This is a genomic window from Rhodoferax sp. AJA081-3 (assembly GCF_017798165.1).
Taxonomy (GTDB): Bacteria; Pseudomonadota; Gammaproteobacteria; order Burkholderiales; family Burkholderiaceae_C; genus Allorhodoferax.
On sequence record NZ_CP059068.1, the window covers coordinates 591,920 to 611,120 of the forward strand.

18 protein-coding genes and 1 pseudogene are annotated in these 19,201 nt (G+C 60.3%); 10 read left to right on the top strand and 9 right to left on the bottom strand.

Annotation, left to right across the window (positions count from 1 at the left end):
• The first annotated feature begins 144 nt into the window (after nucleotides 1-144).
• Nucleotides 145-1,421: pseudogene (locus HZ993_RS02750) on the top strand (IS256 family transposase).
• A 187-nt stretch (nucleotides 1,422-1,608) separates the two neighbouring features.
• Here HZ993_RS02750 and HZ993_RS02755 read toward each other — a convergent pair.
• The 5 genes from HZ993_RS02755 to HZ993_RS02775 all read right to left on the bottom strand — a co-directional run bounded on the left by HZ993_RS02755 (nucleotide 1,609) and on the right by HZ993_RS02775 (nucleotide 5,689).
• Nucleotides 1,609-1,965, bottom strand: a complete 357-nt coding sequence (locus HZ993_RS02755) for a hypothetical protein (RefSeq protein ID WP_209395750.1) — start codon at nucleotides 1,963-1,965, stop codon at nucleotides 1,609-1,611.
• Between the two features lie 205 nt (nucleotides 1,966-2,170).
• Nucleotides 2,171-2,626 carry a hypothetical protein gene (locus HZ993_RS02760; protein WP_209395751.1) on the bottom strand — a complete coding sequence of 152 codons (456 nt, stop codon included), beginning with the start codon at nucleotides 2,624-2,626 and terminating at the stop codon, nucleotides 2,171-2,173.
• Between the two features lie 137 nt (nucleotides 2,627-2,763).
• Nucleotides 2,764-4,308 (bottom strand): hypothetical protein, encoded by a 1,545-nt coding sequence (locus tag HZ993_RS02765; protein WP_209395752.1) that lies wholly within the window; start codon nucleotides 4,306-4,308, stop codon nucleotides 2,764-2,766.
• A 52-nt stretch (nucleotides 4,309-4,360) separates the two neighbouring features.
• The gene (locus HZ993_RS02770; protein WP_209395753.1) at nucleotides 4,361-4,519 is read right to left on the bottom strand and encodes a hypothetical protein; all 159 of its coding nucleotides are present in this window, start codon (nucleotides 4,517-4,519) and stop codon (nucleotides 4,361-4,363) included.
• A gap of 144 nt (nucleotides 4,520-4,663) precedes the next feature.
• A complete protein-coding gene (locus tag HZ993_RS02775; protein WP_209395754.1) occupies nucleotides 4,664-5,689 on the bottom strand; it encodes a LacI family DNA-binding transcriptional regulator in 1,026 nt (341 codons plus the stop codon).
• A gap of 185 nt (nucleotides 5,690-5,874) precedes the next feature.
• On the opposite strand from HZ993_RS02775, the gene HZ993_RS02780 reads away from it, so the two are divergent.
• The 4 genes from HZ993_RS02780 to HZ993_RS02795 are packed head-to-tail and all read left to right on the top strand — an operon-like array spanning nucleotide 5,875 to nucleotide 9,256.
• Nucleotides 5,875-6,381 (top strand): gluconokinase, encoded by a 507-nt coding sequence (locus tag HZ993_RS02780; RefSeq protein WP_245213799.1) that lies wholly within the window; start codon nucleotides 5,875-5,877, stop codon nucleotides 6,379-6,381.
• Nucleotides 6,378-6,893, top strand: a complete 516-nt coding sequence (locus HZ993_RS02785; protein ID WP_209395755.1) for a TRAP transporter small permease — start codon at nucleotides 6,378-6,380, stop codon at nucleotides 6,891-6,893. The genes HZ993_RS02780 and HZ993_RS02785 overlap by 4 nt, the downstream gene beginning before the upstream one ends.
• 6 nt (nucleotides 6,894-6,899) lie before the next feature.
• On the top strand, nucleotides 6,900-8,192 hold the full coding sequence (locus HZ993_RS02790) for a TRAP transporter large permease (protein ID WP_209395756.1): 1,293 nt from the start codon (nucleotides 6,900-6,902) through the stop codon (nucleotides 8,190-8,192).
• A gap of 41 nt (nucleotides 8,193-8,233) precedes the next feature.
• The gene (locus HZ993_RS02795; protein ID WP_209395757.1) at nucleotides 8,234-9,256 is read left to right on the top strand and encodes a TRAP transporter substrate-binding protein; all 1,023 of its coding nucleotides are present in this window, start codon (nucleotides 8,234-8,236) and stop codon (nucleotides 9,254-9,256) included.
• 92 nt (nucleotides 9,257-9,348) lie between these two features.
• Here HZ993_RS02795 and HZ993_RS02800 read toward each other — a convergent pair whose 3' ends face one another.
• A complete protein-coding gene (locus HZ993_RS02800; RefSeq protein WP_209395758.1) occupies nucleotides 9,349-10,266 on the bottom strand; it encodes an MBL fold metallo-hydrolase in 918 nt (305 codons plus the stop codon).
• A gap of 102 nt (nucleotides 10,267-10,368) precedes the next feature.
• On the opposite strand from HZ993_RS02800, the gene HZ993_RS02805 reads away from it, so the two are divergent.
• The 5 genes from HZ993_RS02805 (at nucleotide 10,369) to HZ993_RS24270 (ending at nucleotide 14,108) form a co-directional block, all read left to right on the top strand.
• Complete coding sequence (locus HZ993_RS02805) at nucleotides 10,369-10,827, top strand: heavy metal-responsive transcriptional regulator (protein WP_209395759.1); 459 nt, start codon at nucleotides 10,369-10,371, stop codon at nucleotides 10,825-10,827.
• Nucleotides 10,820-11,920 (top strand): rhomboid family intramembrane serine protease, encoded by a 1,101-nt coding sequence (locus HZ993_RS02810; RefSeq protein ID WP_209395760.1) that lies wholly within the window; start codon nucleotides 10,820-10,822, stop codon nucleotides 11,918-11,920. The genes HZ993_RS02805 and HZ993_RS02810 overlap by 8 nt, the downstream gene beginning before the upstream one ends.
• An 80-nt stretch (nucleotides 11,921-12,000) precedes the next feature.
• Entirely contained in the window at nucleotides 12,001-12,237 is a 237-nt protein-coding gene (locus HZ993_RS02815; RefSeq protein WP_209395761.1) for a hypothetical protein, read from the top strand.
• A 3-nt stretch (nucleotides 12,238-12,240) separates the two neighbouring features.
• Nucleotides 12,241-13,458: a putative zinc-binding metallopeptidase gene (locus HZ993_RS02820; RefSeq protein WP_209395762.1), complete on the top strand. Its 1,218-nt coding sequence runs from the start codon at nucleotides 12,241-12,243 to the stop codon at nucleotides 13,456-13,458.
• The gene (locus HZ993_RS24270; RefSeq protein WP_245213801.1) at nucleotides 13,455-14,108 is read left to right on the top strand and encodes a PEP-CTERM sorting domain-containing protein; all 654 of its coding nucleotides are present in this window, start codon (nucleotides 13,455-13,457) and stop codon (nucleotides 14,106-14,108) included. Before HZ993_RS02820 ends, HZ993_RS24270 begins: the two co-directional genes overlap by 4 nt.
• A gap of 68 nt (nucleotides 14,109-14,176) precedes the next feature.
• Here HZ993_RS24270 and HZ993_RS02830 read toward each other — a convergent pair whose 3' ends face one another.
• The 3 genes from HZ993_RS02830 to HZ993_RS02840 all read right to left on the bottom strand — a co-directional run bounded on the left by HZ993_RS02830 (nucleotide 14,177) and on the right by HZ993_RS02840 (nucleotide 19,197).
• Entirely contained in the window at nucleotides 14,177-16,714 is a 2,538-nt protein-coding gene (locus HZ993_RS02830) for a PAS domain-containing hybrid sensor histidine kinase/response regulator (protein WP_209395763.1), read from the bottom strand.
• Nucleotides 16,715-16,917: 203 nt separating this feature from the next.
• A complete protein-coding gene (locus tag HZ993_RS02835) occupies nucleotides 16,918-17,313 on the bottom strand; it encodes a VOC family protein (protein WP_209395764.1) in 396 nt (131 codons plus the stop codon).
• Nucleotides 17,314-17,400: 87 nt separating this feature from the next.
• Nucleotides 17,401-19,197, bottom strand: a complete 1,797-nt coding sequence (locus HZ993_RS02840) for a thiamine pyrophosphate-binding protein (RefSeq protein ID WP_209395765.1) — start codon at nucleotides 19,195-19,197, stop codon at nucleotides 17,401-17,403.
• Nucleotides 19,198-19,201: the final 4 nt, after the last annotated feature.

A 19,201-nucleotide genomic window follows, 5' to 3' on the forward strand; every position in this document is an offset into this window, starting at 1 on the left:
TTGTGTTCGCTAGGTATTGAGGATGGTGAGTTCATGACGCATAGCGCGGAAGTGAGGGGCAGCCGAAGCGAAGCGTAGGGAGCCACAAGCCGAGCCTGTCAGAAATTTTGTGTGCGAGGCATAACATGTCAACAAGGAGCATGAATGCCAAGCAAGACAAAGAGCGCCACGGTGGCGGACAACGCAACACAACTTCAAATCCCAGCCGAGTTGCTGGACCAACTGGTGACCGGCCCCATGACAGCCGGTCAAGTCCAGGGACTGTTTGACCAGTTCAAAAAGGCCGTGCTGGAGCGGGCACTGGCTGGAGAAATGAGCCATCACCTGGGCTACGCGCCGGGCAAGGCCAAACCCGAGGGAGCGCCTGCAAACCACCGCAACGGCAAAAGCGCTAAGACGGTACTGACCGATGCAGGAGCCCTGCGCATTGACGTCCCGCGCGACCGGGAAGGCACGTTCGAACCCCAACTCATCGGCAAACACGAGCGCCGTTTCACCGGCTTTGACGACAAGATCATCGCCATGTACGCGCGTGGCATGACCGTGCGCGAGATACAGGCGTTTTTGAGCGAGATGTACTCGGTCGATGTATCGCCCGACCTCATCAGCCGCGTGACTGACGAAGTCATGAGCGAGGTGACAGCCTGGCAGAGCCGCCCATTGGAATCCATGTACCCGGTGGTGTTCTTCGATGCGCTGCGCGTCAAGATTCGTGAGGACGGGGTGGTGCGCTCAAGGCCGTGTACTTGGCCCTGGGCGTGCTGGCCGATGGCAGCCGCGACATCCTGGGGATCTGGGTCGAGAACACCGAAGGGGCCAAATTCTGGATGAAAGTGTTCAACGATTTGAAGACCCGAGGTGTGCAGGATATCCTGATTGCCGTCACCGACGGGCTCAAAGGCATGCCAGAGGCCCTGGGCGCGGTGTTCCCGGCCACGACACTGCAAACGTGCATCGTGCACCTGATACGCAACAGCCTGGACTTTGCCAGTTGGAAGGATCGCAAGGCGCTGGCTGCGGCCATCAAACCCATCTACACGGCGGTGAGCGCAGAGGCAGCACAGGCTGAACTCGATGCATTTGAGGCAGGTCCCTGGGGCCAGAAGTTCCCCACCGTGGTGGGAGCCTGGCGCAGGGCTTGGGACAGAGTGATTCCCTTCTTTGCGTTCCCGCCCGAGGTACGCCGTGTGATCTACACGACCAATGCCATTGAGAGCGTAAATGCCAGACTGCGCAAGATCATCAAGTCCAGAGGACACTTCCCCAGTGACGATGCGGCCACCAAGCTGATCTGGCTGGCACTGCGCAACATTACCGAGGATTGGGGACGTGCGGCTAACCACTGGAAATCAGCCATGAACCAGTTTGCCATCCTCTACGGCGACAGGTTCACGCAGCCCACTCACGGGGGTGCAAAATGAAGGAGCTGAACCCTGCCACTCAGGGTTCTACCGGGGGGGGGCCTCCGGCGGCCTGGCAGGGGCCTTAGTTTGAATAAAATTTACCCATCAGCTGATTTCTGAAACCGCCTCACACACAGAAATTCTGACACTCCCCACAAGCCCAACTTCTTGCTGTCCCTCACGACTGCAAAGTTCGGCAATGCGGCTACCATGAAGAAAAGCTGAGGCCTGGAAAGGACGAATGGTCTACGCCCACAGAGAAAGCCAAGGCAATTAAACCGTGCACTTCGCCAATAGAAACTTGCTTTGAATATGAGCCTCTTTTTCCTTGGACCGGAATGTCGAGCAGAACAATTTCTAGGTGGCGAGCATCTTCAAAGTGGTCTGGAATGTCTTCGGTGAAGTAAAACTGGATGGTTCTTCCTTGTGTGTCGATCAAGCCGAAGAAATTTCCTTTAACACCACTTGCGTCAGACCATGTGTTCTTGGCTTGCACCAGATCTAGCTCAACGGGAGTATCGGACGCAGGGCCCTGACCGCAATCGCTCCAGAATGCTTTCATTGTGCTCATTTAAGTATTGCCAAACGAATAATCAATGGTTAACTGTAGTCGATCAGGCCGTGACATCAGAAGTCCGCTTTCGCCCCATTGCAGCATCGAAACAAGACGCCCCGGGGAGTGCTTCAATGCCACTACTCTTGTACACCACTATGATGGCAATAACTTAGAGCCATTGCACGCCCTCAATACGGAACATAAAACTAGCTCACAACTGCAACATGGCCTCAAGCGCGGGCCAATCGTCAGGGTTGTGCAAAATCCGAATACCTACCGCTTGAAATATCTGCTCTCTCTTAGACCAAAGATCGTCCTTATCGCCCGTGAGAAGGACCGAGCATCCCGCTCGATATGCTGAGTCAACATGCTTCGCATCCTTCAAGTTGCTACCGCCGATAATTAATTTCAGTTCCTCGAACTTGTCAGAACTACTTTCCAAATCGTCCCAAGTCAAAGACTTCAGCTCTTCGATCTGCTTCAGTTCGGCCCACGTGTAGTTCATTTCTCTGAACGTCGGTTGGGTCGGAACCGCAGCATGCTTAATTTTCGGGTTTCTGTTGTCGTCATAGCGAAACTGAAATAGCTTCGCCCGACCATCTATTACGTACGGCCGCAATTGAGGCATATAGCCTCCTGTATCGCAATAGATTTGAAGAGTGCTCATAGGGCAATAAATCTACGGGGACGAGTGCGGGAATGTTACTCGACCAGTCTCGACGTCGCGGGTAAGGTTCGCGTACTTTTGAGAAGACCCTGCCAATTGGAAGCCCAATCTTGAGGACCGCTTCCGCCCCGCTGCTGTCAAAACCTACGCTCAAACTTTACCAGCGCATCTTCCAGTTGCCACTGCAACTTGGCCTTGGGGCTTTGTTCCAAATACCGTTCGCAACGAGTGCTAGCTTTGGCGGCTCCAGGCCGGCTACCCGCACAGTCCGCGACCGGCCGCCCCTGCTCCACATCCTTCCACAGCGCCCCACCCTCCACAAACGCATACTGCAAACTGTTCCGCGCCATGGTCTTCAGCTGCCGGTAGCTGATGTTCTGCTCTTGCACAGCCTTCACATATTCGTGCGTCATCTCCGAGCGTGACACGCCTTCGTCATCCGTCGCCAATGCAGTGGGCACGCCGTACTTCAGGTAGGTCGCCAGCGGATGATGCGCACCACTCACACCCAGGATGCCGGTGTTACTGGTCAGGCAGATCTCCACCATGATCTTGTCGCGGGCCATGCGTTTGAGCAAACTCACGGCATCGTCTTCTTGCATGATGGCAACGCCGTGGCCGATGCGTTTGGCATGACCTTGTTCAATCGATTGACGGATATGAAAACGCAGACCTTCGGGCGGCACCAGGCCGGGTGCCAGTTCACCGGCGTGTAACGTGACCTGTACCTTGGGGTAGACGCTGTGCAGATAGTCCAGCAGGCGCATGTGCAGCGAGAAATCGCGCATAGGCACCAATGCATCTTCGGGCATCACCAGGTTCAGGCCAACCACTTGTGAGTCCGCGCGGCTGGCCAGCTCGAAGCCTGCCAGCATTTGTGCAAACACAATCTCCTTGGGCAACCCACGTAGCACCTGGTACAGGTACCGCATGCTCACCGCGCAGCCAGGCGCGGCCTGGGGTGTGTCGCAGCGCAAGAGTTCGGCTTTGCGTGCGTTGGCATGTTTCAGCTCTTCTACAGCGGCCGTGGCTGCGGCGGGCATGCCGCCTTCCAGCATGGCCGTGCGCATCTGGGAAAAATCGTCGTTCCAGCCTGCCTTGGCTGCAACCTTGGACACTTCTGATCCGCCCGGTGTCAGCATCAGCTCCAGGTAACTGACATGGCCACCGCTGGCACGCATGGCCACCTCGGCCAGCATGTCGCCACTACGGTTGCGGTTGGCGGCGCCAAACTTTCCAAAGCTGTCAAAGAACTGGTCGTGGCCACTCAGGCCGGAGGTTTGTGCGTTGCGCATGGACCAGGCGTCAATCATGCGGCGGTACAGCACGCCGTCTACCTGTGCGTCTTTTGCCGCGACCAAACCGGGCGTGGCATCACACGGCGGCTTCTGCAGAGCCATGGATTTGGTGTCCACACACAGGCCATCTTCGGCCGCCCATCCGATCATGGATTCGGCATAGATGGCGCCAGACAAATGGCTGTGCAGATCGCCGCCTTTGGGCATGTCTTTGAGGAAGGCCCACAGCTCGGGCGGCTTTGTTCGGACGGTTCGGAAGTGTGCTTCGGTGCGCTGCTGGGCACTGGTGCCCGACTTGGTTTGTGCGAAGCTGGGCGCGGTGATGCTGGCCGCCAGGGCCAAGCCCATGCACAGTGCCTTCAGCGTGGTGGTTGTGTGGTTCATACAAAAACAAAAAAGCCCCAAAGAAGGGGCCATCATATGCGCGCTGCAGCCGCTATTTGGTGGGTGTTTCGCCGGTGGCGGGGGCCGGCTTCTTGCTGTTGAACTTTGCCGCAACCTCCGCCTGCTTGCGCTTGCGCTCCGCGTTGGTGCGCTCCAGCTGTGCCTGGTTGGTTTTCTTCATGTTGGGATCTTTCCCGAATACGCCTGCCATAGTGTGGACTCCTTTGGTTCAGTCTAACTGAAAGTCCACACGGTGGGTGCAGCACGCCGTGTGGTGTGAAATACTACGCTTTTGATAGCATTACCAATATATTTCACGGGGGCTACAGGCCAATTATTCATACAACGCCTTGGCTCAGGTGCTGCCACGCACCAGCAACTCGTAACCCAGGTCCACACAGGGCGACGCCACATCTTCATCCCGCATCAGTGCCAGCAGCATGGTGGCGGCGGCAGTACCAATCTCGGCCCGCGGCGTGCGCACCGTGGTCAGCGGCGGCAGCATCTGGTCGCTGCCGGTCAGGTCATTGAACCCGGCTACCGCCACCCGCTGGGGCACCGCAATACCCAAGCGCAGCGCGGCCAGCAATGCGCCTTGGGCCAGATCGTCATTGCAGAAAAAGATCGCATCGACCGCCGGCTGCTGGCCCATGATCTGCTCGAACATGCGCGCGCCCAAAGAGATAGACGACGGCGCTGGGTTCAGCCACTCCAGCGTGGTGTCGTACAAGCCAGCGGTCTGCAAAGCCTTGCGCCAGCCTTCCAGTCGTTGCAAGGTGCGCGGGTCCAGTTGGGCTGCGGCAAAGGCGATGCGTTTGTGGCCGCGGCCCAGCAAATGGTGTGTCAGTTCTTCACCCGCATCCATCTGCGAAAAACCGACGCAGTAAACACCCGCCGTGCCCGATGCTTCCATCACATGCACACAGGGCACGCCGGCCTGCGCAATGAGGTTGCGGGTAGCGTCGTTGCGCTCCAGCCCGGTCACGATCAGGCCTGCGGGCCGGTGCAACAGTTGCTCGCGCAACAGAGACTCTTCTTCGGCCGGGTCGTAGTGTGTGACGCCAATCAGCGTCTGGTATCCACCCTGGCGCAGCGTGCGTTGCGTGGCTTCCAGCAGGTCCACAAACAGGGCGTTGGACAACATGGGTATCAGCACCGCCACATGTGAGCCCACGCCAGACGCCAGCGCGCGTGCCGCGGGGTTGGGCAAATAACCCAGCTTGGCCACTGCCGCCTGCACACGGGCTACCAGCTCGGGGTCTACGGCGCGCTCACCCCGCAGGGCACGTGACACGGTGATGGGGCTGACACCAGCAGCATGTGCCACGTCTGCCAGCGTGATGCGGCCAGTGGCACGGGAACGGACGGCGGTGGGTTTCATGGGCCTAGGGTAAGTACGGATGGAGCGTTTGCAATATTCACATAGGATAGCGCTATCCAAACGCAAATGGCAGGCGGGCAATCCCTAGGTAGCGAGAAATTCTGCTGCTAGGGGACATACCCAACTTGTTGTTTGCCTTTTTATTAACCAAGCAGGATAGCGCTATCCAAAAGAATAAAACAGTGATGCAGGCGATTGTGATCATGGGTGTAGCCGGTTGCGGCAAGTCCAGCCTGGGGGCCGCGGTGTCGCGCGCCACCGGTTGGGAACTGGTGGAAGGCGACGACCACCACAGCGCCGCCAACCGCGACAAGATGGCCCGCGGCGTGCCGCTGACGGATGCTGACCGCGATGGCTGGCTGACCACCCTGTGCGCGCAGTTGCAGGCCCACCCCCAGGGTGTTGTGCTGACCTGCTCGGCGCTCAAAAAGGCCTACCGTGCCCGGCTGCGCTCTGCCGCACCTGGCCTGGGTTTTGTGTTCATGGCCATCAACCGCGAGCAAGCGTTGCAACGCGTGGCCGCACGTGGCGGTGCGCACTTCTTCTCCACCACCTTGGTAGACAACCAGTTCACCACGCTGGAAGATCCCACGGGTGAGCCCGGCGTGCTGAAAGTGGACGCGATGGCGCCCTTGGCACAACTGCAGACCCACGTCAGCCAATGGCTGCGCAACCACCAGGAGCCCGCATGAGCGACACCACACAACACGCACCCGCACCCACCGGGCGCTTCCAGCACATCACGAATGTGTTGATGGCCGCCTGTCTGGGTGTGATGGCCGTCTCCGTCTTTGTCAACGTGGTGTTGCGCTACGGCTTTGGCAGCGGCGTGGCAGCCAGTGAAGAACTGTCGCGTCTGCTCTTTGTATGGATGGTCTTCATAGGCGCTACGGCGGCTTACCCGGCGGGTGAACACATGGCCTTCACCAGCCTGGTCGCGATGCTCAAGAACAAACCCCTGCCCATGCGGCTGATGACGGCGCTGATCCGCATCGCCGTCATTCTGGGCTGTGTGCTGGTGGGCTGGGGGGCGTGGCAACAGGTGCTGGTGGGCCTGGACAGCAAATCCGTGGTGCTGGGCTACCCCACTGCCCTGCTCCCCTTGCCCGCCCTGCTGTGCACCGCGTCCATTGCGGTGATGGCCCTGGTTGAACTGATCCAACAAACACCGCTGGACCTGGGTCACGGCGCCGAACTGGAATAAAACAAGATGAGCAACGAAGGACTCGCTTTTATCGTCTTCGTCGCCGGCATGCTGGTGCTGATGGGTATTGGCATGAACATGGCACTGGCGCTGGTGTTGACCGGCGCCGGCATGGCTTGGGTGCTGGGCTTTTGGGATACCCAACTACTTGCACAAAACCTGGTAGCGGGGGTAGACAGCTTTCCGCTGTTGGCCGTGCCATTTTTCATATTGGCCGGAGAGCTGATGAACACGGGCGGCATCAGCCGGCGCATCATCGATATGGCCCAGGCCTGGGTGGGGCATATACGCGGTGGGCTGGGTTATGTGACCATTGGCGCGGCGATTCTGCTGTCGGCCATGTCAGGCTCTGCGTTGGCCGATGCAGCCGCCATGTCGGCCATCCTGCTGCCCATGATGCGCAAACACGGCTACCCATTGGCCAGTTCGTCTGGCCTGATCGCGGCGGGCAGTGTCATCGGCCCCATCATTCCGCCGTCCATGGCGTTTGTGATCTATGGCGTCACCACCAACACATCGATCTCGGCCCTGTTTGTATCGGGCATCGTGCCCGGCCTGATCATGGGTGCAGCGCTGGTGGTGGCCTGGCGCTGGATGCTGCGTGGCATGGACCTTCCCGAAGGCACCCCCATGCCCATGCGCCAGCGCATGCTGGCAACCGGCCGCGCTGTGTGGGCCTTGCTGATGCCGGTCATCATCATCGGTGGCATGAAAACCGGCGTCTTCACGCCCACCGAAGCCGCCGTGGTGGCCGCGTTTTATGCACTGGTCATAGCACTGTTCGTACACCGTGAGATGCGTGTGGCCGAGTTGTATGGCGTGCTGGTACGTGCAGCCAAGACCACGGCCATCGTCATGTTTTTGTGCGCGGGTGCCGCCGTGGCCAGCTACATGATTACCTTGGCCGATTTGCCCGCCACACTCACCGGCTGGCTGGGTCCGCTGGTGGAGCATCCGCGCGTCTTGATGGTGATGATGATGCTGGTACTCATCGTCATCGGCACCGCGTTGGATCTCACGCCCACCATCCTGATCTTTGCCCCGGTCATGCTGCCCATCGCCGTGAAGGCTGGCATCGACCCGGTCTACTTTGGCCTGATGTTTGTGCTTAACGGCGCCATTGGCCTGATCACACCACCGGTGGGCACGGTGCTGAATGTGGTGGCCGGTGTGGGCAAGCTGCCGCTGCACCAGGTCATCAAGGGTGTGAACCCCTTCCTGCTGACCTATACCGTCATTCTGTTTCTGTTCGTACTGTTCCCGCAGATCGTCACCGCACCCGTAGCGTGGATGCGGTAGATAAACCCATAAAAACCTTTCAACCCCAGGAGACTCCCACCATGACTTTTGCACTTCGCCGCACGCTGATTGCCGCCACCACCGCTGCCCTGCTGGGCGCATCCTTCGCGTCTTTCGCACAGGACATCAAGCCACGCCTGATCCGTTTTGGTTATGGCCTCAACGAACAAAGCAACCAGGGCCGTGCGGCCAAGGTGTTTGCAGACGCGGTGGACAAGGCCTCCGGCGGCAAGATGAAGGTGCGCGCCATTGGCGCCGCTGCACTGGGCCCCGACAACCAGATGCAGCAAGCGCTGATTGGCGGTGCGCAGGAGATGATGGTGGGCTCCACCGCCACACTGGTCGGCATCACCAAGGAAATGGCGCTGTGGGACACACCCTTCCTGTTCAGCAACACCAAAGAGGCCGACACCCTGCTGGACGGCCCCATTGGCGACAAGATCCGCAACAAACTGCAAGACAAAGGCCTGGTCGGCCTGGTGTATTGGGAAAACGGTTTTCGCAACCTGACCAATAGCAAACGTGCCATCACCAAGATGGAAGACCTGGACGGCGTCAAGCTGCGGGTGATGCAGAACAATGTGTTCCTGACCAGCTTCCAGACCCTGGGCGCCAATGCCATCCCCATGGCCTTCTCCGAGCTGTTCAGCGCGCTGGAAACCAAGACGGTCGATGGGCAAGAGAACCCGTTCAACACCATCTTGTCCAGCAAGTTCTACGAAGTGCAGAAGTACATGACGGTGACCAACCACGTCTACAGCCCCTGGATCGTCACCGCCAGCAAGAAGTGGTGGGACCAATTGTCCAAAGACGAGCAAAAGGTGCTGATGGACGCCGCCAAGATCAGCCGCGACTTTGAACGCAAGGACACCCGCGACGAAGCCGCCCGGGCCGTGGGCGACCTGAAGGCCAAGGGCATGCAAGTCAACGAGCTGTCCCCAGCAGAATCCGCCCGCATGCGCGACAAGCTGACCAAGGTCTACGCGCTGATTGGTGCGGACATTGGCATGGATTTGTGGAACGAAACGCAGGCGGAGCTGGCCAAGATACGCGCCAAGAAATAGACGCCTGGGGCTGCCACGGAGGCGATCTATAACAAATCGGCCTCTAGCCCCGGAATAATATGGTTACTGCGCTATATATTCAATAGCATCATTCATCTGACCCAAGCCGGAAAGTAGCCCAGCGCATCCTGCACCGCGGCATCGTGCGCGGGTACCACCACCAGGTCGGGGTATTTGCGGGCCACATCCCGCACCTGCTCCACGCTGCGCAGGGTCTGCTCGCGGTTGCGGTCCACCACCATGCTGGCGGCCCAGAACTTGGGGGCACCGGCCTGTATGGCGGCCGATTTCCAGGCCACATCACCAATGAAGAAATAACACTTGCCACTGTCCACAGTCACAAACATGCCGATGGACCCTTCGGTGTGGCCCGGCATGGCCACCAGTACCACGCTGCCGTCGTTGAACAGGTCCAGGCTCTGTGCGTAACCCTTGTGGGCAATCGGCTGCAACACCAGTGGCGACCAGCGCGTGCCGGGGGTTGCCACCTGCGATGGCCAGGCCGTGGCCGCGCCGGACTCTGCGTGCTTGATAGAGTGCATCTCTTCTTCGGCGGCGAAGATTTCAGCCTCCGGAAAGTCGGGCACACCACTGGCATGGTCCCAATGGCCGTGGCTGATGATCACCTTCTGAATAGGTGCAAAACCGGCCGCGTCCAGCTGCTTGCGCACCGGCACCACAGGCTTTTCAAACTTGAACGCCAGGCGTGCCCAGTAGGGCATATCTTGCGCGTACTGGGTCTCGATGTTGGCACCCAGGCCGGTGTCAAACAACAGGTAGTCGTTCTTGTGTTTGATCAGAAAGGCCGAAAAGTTGGTGTCTATCTTTTTGGAGAGGCTGCCATCGGGCACCAACAGGCGTTCGGCCACCGACACTTTGCCGGTCTTGATGATCGAAAAGCCCACTTGTGGGGGTGCCGAGGGTGTGGCAGCCGGGGCTTGCGCATGTGCTGCGCCGCACAGAAGCGCAGCGGCGAGTGTGAAAGACTGAAGCAATGAAAAGTATTTCATGGGTGGCAAAGGAAAGAAAGTGATTGAAAACGGGGGAACTCTAAAGCTTGGTCTATGCTCCAAGGTCAAGCACTTTTTCACGCCGGTCGCAAAAACCTCACCATGAACATCAGCCAACTAGCCAAAACCACAGGCGTCTCGACCGACACGGTGCGCTATTACGAAAAGCAGGGCCTGCTGCAGGCGCCCACCCGCCAGGACAATGGCTACCGCAGCTACACCGCCGCCCATATAGAGGCGATCCGTTTTGTGCGCGGGGCACAGTCGCTGGGATTTTCTTTGGCAGAGATACGGGTGATCGTGCCGCAGTTTGCCCAAGGGCAACTGGGCCGCACCGACATTGAACACCAGCTGCAAACCAAGATGGCACAGATAGACACCCACATCAAACAATTGCAAACCCTGAAGAAAGAGCTGCAGGCCACATTTGCATCCCTGCGTTGCGCACGCAACGAGCCGGTAACAACGGCCCAGGGCACGGCGGTGAACTCGGGCAGCGGTGCCGGTGTGGCGCGGGTGCGCAAATCCTTTGCCAAAACGGCTTCTGCCACGCATGGCTGAGCCGGTCATGAGCCTGGCCACGCTGATGGCCGCCCCGCCACGCCGTGCGCCCGTCACCGCCACCCTGTTGGCTGTGAACATTGGGGTGTTTCTGCTGATGCTGCTGGCTGGTGCTGGCTTCTGGCACACCCCCAATGGCGTGCAACTGGCCTGGGGCGCCAACTTCGGCCCGGCCACACAAGACGGCCAGTGGTGGCGCCTGTTCACCGCGCTGTTCATCCACTTTGGTGTGGTGCACCTGGCGCTCAATATGTGGGCCCTGTGGGATGTGGGCCGCTTGGTGGAGCAGCTTTATGGGCGCTGGCGTTTTGCGGGCTTGTATGTGGTCAGTGGGCTGCTGGGCAACCTGCTGTCGCTGGTGCTGCATGGCAACCAGGCCGTCTCGGGCGGGGCATCGGGCGCCATCTTCAGCCTGTATGGCGCGCTGCTGGTGTTTTTGTGGCGCGCACGGCGCAGCGTGGAGCCGGGTGAGTTCCGCTGGCTGTTTGGCGCTGCGCTGCTGTTTTCATCATTGATGCTGGGCGTGGGTTTTGTGGTGCCAGGCATAGACAATGCGGCCCATGGCGGTGGCCTGCTGGCAGGTGCATTGCTGGGCCTGGTGCTGGCGCCCGCAGGGGGCCTGCACGGACGCACACCCTCGCGTGGCCTGGCCTGGGGCACCGCGGCACTGATAGTGGCCGTCACGGCCGTGCTGGTGTGGCGCCTGCCCGAGCCCAGCTACCGCTTCAGCGAAGAACAAAAGGCGCGCGAGGCCATCCAGCAGTTTCTGGGCGAAGACCAGCGCACCAGCCGGCGCTGGGGCAGCCTGCTGGCCAACAGCGCGCGCAACGGGCTGACGTTTGATGAACTCGCGGGCCAGATCGACGCCGACATCGCCGCGGTGTACGAACGCAGTTTTGAGCAGCTGGAGGCCGCCCAACCCGGTGGCGCGGCACCCTCGGCCCCCAAGCTGGAGCAGTTGCAGGCCTACGCCAATGAACGCGCCGAAGCCGCCCGTGAACTGTCGCAAGGCCTGCGCGAGCAGGACCGTGAACAGATCCAACGGGCACTGGAGCACGCCCGCCAAGCATCATCAAAACCGGCACCTGAATAATGGGAGTGTGCGGCGACGCACCGACCCCACCACGCAGCACGACTAGCCTTGTGGCCTTGTTCATTGCAAAGGGTCACTATATGGTCAGCATTGCAGACGTCATTCCCCTGTCAAACGCGAAGCGCGCACCCGTGCTGTTGATGGACTGGAAGCTGGTGGGCATCACCCCACCGGACCAGCCCATGCCGGTGCCAGAGAGCCCACCGCCCCTGCCGCCAGAAATGCCGCAACCGCTGGAGCCACTTGGTGCGCCGCCACCTACGGAATCGCCAGTCCCGATGCGCGAGCCACCCACAACGCTTCCACCGCAGTCTTGAGGCATGGAGGCCGACAAGCGCTGGCAGCCGTTGATACACCGCATTGGCAAGTGTTACTGCGGCTACCCGGTATTTTTTCGCAACTACCTATGCCTGCACTGCGGCCGGGCGCTGGGCTACCAGCCCGACCAGGCGACCGTGTTGGCGCTGGAGCCAACCGATGAAGACGGAGTCTGGCAACTAGCCGGCGCCCCCGCCGGGGCCAGCCTGTACCGGCGCTGCACCAACTTTTACCTGCCCCCGCAATGCAACTGGATCATTGCGGTGGTAGATGGCGAGCAGCCAACCCTGTGCCGCTGCTGCAGGCTCAACCGCATGGTGCCGGACCAGAGCATTGCAGCCAACGCGCCGCTGTGGCACAAGGTCGAGCTGGCCAAACGCAGGCTGGTGTCTTCCCTGATTGCCATGGGTTTGCCTGTGGCGTCACGCGTGGGTGAAGACCCACAACGGGGCCTGGCCTTTGACCTGTTGGCCGACGTGGAGCCCACACCCGTGTCCACCGGCCATCACCAGGGCATCATCACCATCAATATCAACGAGGCGGACGACGCCGCGCGCGAAGCCATTCGCACTGCACTGGACGAGCCCTACCGCACCCTGCTGGGCCATGTACGCCACGAGTCGGGCCACTATTGCTGGAGCCGCCTGCTGGAGGGCAGCCACTGGCACGAACCGTTTCGCGCGTTGTTTGGCGACGAGCGACAAGACTATGGCGCCGCTCTGCAACAGCATTACGCCAATGGCCCCGAGCCCGACTGGGCGGACACCTGCGTCAGCGCCTACGCCAGCGCCCACCCCTGGGAAGACTGGGCCGAGACCTGGGCACACTACCTGCACATGGTGGACACCTTGGACACGGCCATGGCCTCTGGCATGAACGGCGAACATGCGAATCTGTTGAAAGACCCGTTTGGTGAAGAAGTGCTCTACCGAATGGAAGGTGAGTCGGACGGCACTTCGGACCAGGTCGACTACGCGTTTCTGAATTTCTTCAACGCCTGGGCCGGGCTGACCAGTGTGCTCAACGAGTTCTCACTCGGCATGGGGCTACCAGACTTCTACCCCTTTGTGCTGAGCCAACGCGCCATTACCAAGCTGCATTTTGTGCACCGTTTTATCCAGGCGCACAACAGCAACGCCGCTGCGTTAGTCCGAACAGACTATTGCGCGGCCACTCCGGCGGCTCGATACTTACCATTACTTACAGGAGTTACACCATGAAATTCAAAGCACTGGCCGTTACTTGCGCGGCAGCATTCCTCCATACAGTGGCTAGCGCTGGTCCAAGCTGGATCGATTGGACAACAACGGACACCGGCACGCTGACCATCGGCAGCACCGTGGTTGGCGTGTCTCTGACAGGAAGCTCTCCTCTGAGCCTGAACGACGGGACCTACTACTACGACAACGCAAACACCGGCGGTGTTGCACCTACCGGAACCTACGGCGGATACCAGCCCAGCGACATGTTGCAGGTGTATACCCCATCGATTTTCACACTGACATTCAGCCAAGCCATCGTCAACCCATACATCGCGCTGGTCAGCGTGGGCCAGGGTAGCGTACCCGTTACCTACAGCTTCGACAGCGCCGTGTCTGTAATGTCCTCGGGCGGCAATTACTGGGGTTACAGCGGGTATACCGTGGCGGGCAACCAGTTCACAGGATATGAATTCAACGGTGTTTTGCAGTTGCAAGGCACATTCACCACCATGAACATCACTGTTGGTCAACCTGAGTATTGGCACGGTTTCAACGTTGGCTCCGCCTCGGTATCGGCAGTACCCGAGCCAGAAAGCTACGCTTTGATGTTGGCCGGTTTGGGTCTCATGGGCGCCATTGCCCGTCGCCGCAAAGCCAAACAGGCTTGATACAAGAGCCCACTCTGAAAAAAAACGGCACCTTCGGGTGCCGTTTTTTTTTACAGAGTGGGCCGCTGTCAAGGCAGGTGTACGGCCAATGCGCCCTCCGAGCCCAGCGTCAAGACCTCGTCCAGGGTTTCCATGAACTGGTCCACCCGAATGGGTTTGGTCAGGTAGCGGAAAAACCCTGCGGCCAAACCCTTGGCAATGTCGCTGGGCATGGCATTGGCGCTGATGGCAATGACCGGTATGTGGGCGGTGGCGGGGTCGGCGGTCAAAATGGCCAACGCCTTGGTGCCGCTCATGCCGGGCAAATTGATGTCCATCAAAATGACATCCGGCCGTACGGTGCGCGCAATCTCGATGCCGCTGGGGCCATTCCTCGCGGACAACAAACGCATATCGGACCGGCGCTCAATCAGCGCCTCTACCAGCATCAGGTTGGCCGGGTTGTCTTCCACATACAGCACTGTGTAGACGTGTGGACCGGCGACCACATGCACCGGTACCAGCGCCGCGGGCTCGACATGCTCGGCGGTTTGCGCATCGGTTGTCAGCTCCAGCTCTATCCAGAAAGAGCTGCCCTGGCCAACCACACTTTCCACACCAATCGTTCCGCCCATCAGCTCAACCAGGCGTTTGCACACCACCAGGCCGATGCCGGTGCCTTCCTCTGTCGTAGCCTCCTGGCCCAGGCGGTTGAAGGGCTGGAACAGCTGTGCAATCTTCTCCGTGGTCAGACCATCACCCGTGTCCGCCACGCCAATCCGCAAACGCCCCGGCGTGTTGGCCGCCAGGGAGACCACCACGGAGCCACTCGTGCGGTTGTACTTGATGGCGTTGGACAAGAGGTTGATCAGCACCTGCTTGACCCGTGTGCGATCGGCCTTGACGCAGTAGCGCACGTCCACCGCCGGGAAACACACACTGATGTCACGCCGTCTGGCCTGGGATTCGACCATGGTCTCGCATTCGGCCATAACGTCGGCCAGCGAAACGGGCTCCGACGTCAGCATCAGCTTGCCGGACTCGATCAGGGCCAGGTCCAGAATTTCGTTGATCAGCTCCAGCAGGTACCAGCCCGCCTGCAGGATCTGGTCGGTGCTGCGCTTTTGCGTGGGTGTTGGCGCCGGATCGCCAGAGTCTATGAGCTGTGCAAAACCCAGTATGGCGTTCAGCGGCGTGCGCAGCTCGTGGCTCATGCTGGACAAGAAGTCGGACTTGGCCAGGTTGGCTTTCTCGGCAATCGATTTGGCCATCTCCAGCTCGATGTTGTTCTCTTGCAGCGCCTGGTCCAGCAGCTTGCGTTCGGTCACATCCCGTGCTGCGGCAAATACGCCTTGCAGATTGCGGTCCCGGTCGTAAAACGTGGTGGCGTTGTACGAGACCACAGTCTCTTTGCCATCCCTGGCCCGTGCGGTCAATTCGTAGTTGGTGACCTTGTTTTCCTTCAACACCCGTTTGATACCCGCCTCGGCACGCAATGGGTCGGTGAAAAAACTCTTGAAAGGCGCACCAATCAACTCATCCCGCGTGCAGCCGGTCAAGGCTTCCATTTGTTTGTTGACGTCCGAGATAACGCCGGCCGGGTCGGTGGTTATCAGCGCGTCGATGTGGGATTCAATCAGCGAGCGGGTGTAGAACTGCTGGTCGCGCAGGCGCTGGTCTAGCTTCTTGCGTTCGTCTTCCACCTGCTGGCGCGCGGTGTTGTCGGTGCCAATCAGCAGGTAACCAATGATGATGTTTTGCGCGTCGCGCAGGGCCGTAACCGACACCACGGCGGGCAGGCGGCTGCCGTCTTTGCGGATGTAGGTCAGCTCGTAAATGTCTTCAATACCGCGGGATGCCTTGAACACCAGGGCCTCAAAACCCGGGGTGATGGTGGTATCCAGCTCCAGGCTCAGGGTCTGGGCGCGTTCAATCACCTCCTGCGGGTCGGAGATGTCGGCGGGTGTGATCTTGTTCACCACGTCGGCAGCGGTGTAACCCAGCATGCGCTCGGCACCCACATTAAAAATCTGGATCACGCCCGTGGCATCGGTGGCGATGGACGAGAAATTGGCGCTGTTAAAAATGGCATTTTGCAGTGCGCCGGCCTTTAACAAAGCCTCTTCGGCCTGCTTGCGTGCCGTGTTGTCGGTGCCAATCAGCAGGTAACCGATGATGACGTTTTGCGCATCGCGCAGCGCGGTGACAGACACCACGGCCGGGAAGCGGCTGCCATCCTTGCGGATATAGGTCAGCTCGTAAATGTCTTCGATGCCGCGTGCGGCCTTGAAGACCAGGGCCTCAAAACCCGGCGTGATGGGCGTGTCCAGCTCCAGGCTCAAGGCTTTGGCGCGCTCTATCACTTCCTGCGGGTCCGAAATATCGGCTGGCGTGATCTTGTTCATCACGTCCGCGGCCGCGTAGCCCAGCATGCGCTCGGCTCCCACGTTGAAAATCTGGATCACGCCTTTGGCGTCGGTGGCAATGCTGGAGAAGTAGGCGCTGTTAAAAATGGCGCTTTGCAAGGCGCCCGCCTTGAGCACCTCTTCCTGCTGCTGGGCGTCGGCCGTCCCGTCCGGGCTGGCTACTCCGTAGAGCGGTGGCGGCGTGTTTTCGGTGTCAGACATGTTCCATTTCCCAAACAGCGCATACCTACCTGAACATGAAAATGGCTCAGCGAACCTGCATCAATCAACTGGAGCGCCTAACACGGATACATGACGGCGCACAAGGCCTGAGCGTACAGAGTGCGGGAGTTTTTGCTATGTGCGGTACCGCACATAGACTCGATATAGGGCGCAATGAGCGGCCCAGCGCACAGAAAGAGGGCTCAGACGCTGGCCTGCACCAGATCCCACAGGTTGCCGCAGACGTCCTGGAACACGGCCACGGTGCCATATGGCTCTGCTTTGGGCTCGCGCACAAACACCACACCACGGGACTGGTAGGCGTTGAAATCACGCCAGAAGTCATCGGTGTACAGAAACAAGAAGACGCGCCCGCCGGTCTGATTGCCCACGCGCGACAACTGTTCATCGCCAACCGCTCGCGCCAAAAGCAGGCGCACACCGCCCGCGCCCGGAGGGGCCACCACCACCCAGCGCTTGTTTTGCGCGGGCATGGCGGTGTCTTCCACCAGCGTGAAGCCCAGCTGGTGGACGTAGAAGTGGATGGCCTCATCGTAGTCACGCACCAGCACCGAGAGCTGGCCAATGGATTGGCTCACATTTACTCCTAAATTGATAGCGCTACAGCTATATTTCACAGGGGCTAGAGGCCAATTTGACGTATAGGCCTTCGGCTGGGCCGCTGGTTAACGCTTCAGCGCTGCCTGGGTGATACCCGTCAGCGACACCCGGGTGCTGATCAGCTCAGGCTCCAGCATGACCTCGATCAGTGTGCCTTCGGGCCGCGCCAGCGCCGCCAGAAACTCGCCCTCAAAGTCAGCCGTGCGCTGGATGCGCACGCCGGCATAACCATAGGCGCGGGCCAGCGCGGCGAAATCGGGGTTGTGCAGCGACGTGCCGGCACCGGCCACGTGCTGCGGGTACTCGCGCTCCTGGTGCATACGAATCGTGCCGTACATGCCGTTGTTCAAGAGCAGGATGATGGTCTTGGCGCCGTGTTGCACGGCGGTGGCAAGCTCCTGGCCATTCATCAAAAAGTCGCCGTCACCGGCTATGGTGAACACCACCCTGCCCTGCCCGGCCGCCGCGGGGCTGGCCTTGCTGGTGATGGCCGCCGCAATGCCGGCCGGCACGCCATAACCCATGGCGCCATTGGTGGGGGCCAATTGCGTCTTGAATCCCTTGGCCAGACCGCTGTAGCGGTAGAAGCGGTGCAACCAGCTGGCAAAATTGCCGGCGCCATTGGTCAGCACAGCATCACCCGGTAAATGTTTTTGCACGGTGGTGATGACGCTGTGCATGTCGACCAGGCCGCGCGCAGTATCGGCCGGCAGGTCCTTGATGGGGCTGGCTTGCAGGTTGGCCACATAGTCGGCGTTGCAGGCCTGCGCCCAGGCTTCCCAGACCACATCTTTGGGGGCTGCCAACACCTCCAGCGAGCGGGCCGCGGCGCGCATGCTGGCGTGGATGGCCAGGTCGGCCTGGTAGACGCGGTTCAGCTCCTCGGCGCTGGCGTGGATGTGGACCAGGGTTTGTTTGCTGCGCGGTGCCTGCAGCAGCGTGTAGCCGCCGGTCGTCATCTCACCCAGGCGCGGGCCGATGGCGATGACCAGGTCGCTCTCGCCAATGCGTTTGGCCAGCGCGGGGTTGATACCAATGCCCACGTCACCGGCATACTGCGGATGGTGGTTGTCAAAGGTGTCCTGGAAACGGAAGGCATTGCCCACTGGCAGGCGCCAGGCTTCGGCAAAACGCTGCAAGGCCTGGGCAGACTGGGGCGTCCAGCCGCTGCCGCCGGCAATGACAAACGGGCGCTGGGCCTTCATCAGCATCTCGCGCAGCGTGCGCAAGGCGCCGGGGTCGCTCCAGGCATCGGATGGCTCTACCCGGGCCAAGGGCGCCGGCAACGCGCCGGTGTGCGGGTTCACTTTGACGGCTTGCGTCAACATGTCTTCGGGTAGCACCAGCACCACGGGGCCGGGGCGGCCATTCATGGCAGTTGCAAAGGCGCGGGCTATGTATTCGGGGATGCGGGCCGCATCGTCGATGCGCTCCACGCGTTTGGCCATGCCCAGGGCGCTGGGGCCGAACATGACGCGGTAGTCCATCTCTTGAAAGGCTTCGCGGTCACGCTGGTCGCTGGCGACATCGCCGATCAGCAGCACCATCGGTGTGGAGTCCTGGAACGCGGTGTGCACGCCGATGCAGGCGTTGGTGGCGCCGGGGCCGCGCGTTACAAAACACACGCCGGGGCGGCCGGTCAGCTTGCCATGGGCTTCGGCCATGAAGGCGGCGCCGCCCTCTTGGCGGTTGACGACAAACTGGATGTGTTCGCGGTACATGTGAAAACCATCCAGCACAGCCAGATAACTTTCGCCGGGGACTCCAAAGGCGTGGGTAACGCCTTGTTCAATCAGACATTGCACCAGCAGGTGGCCAGCAATGTGAGGAGCGGGTGTAGAGGGGGTAGGTGTTGAATGCATGGGC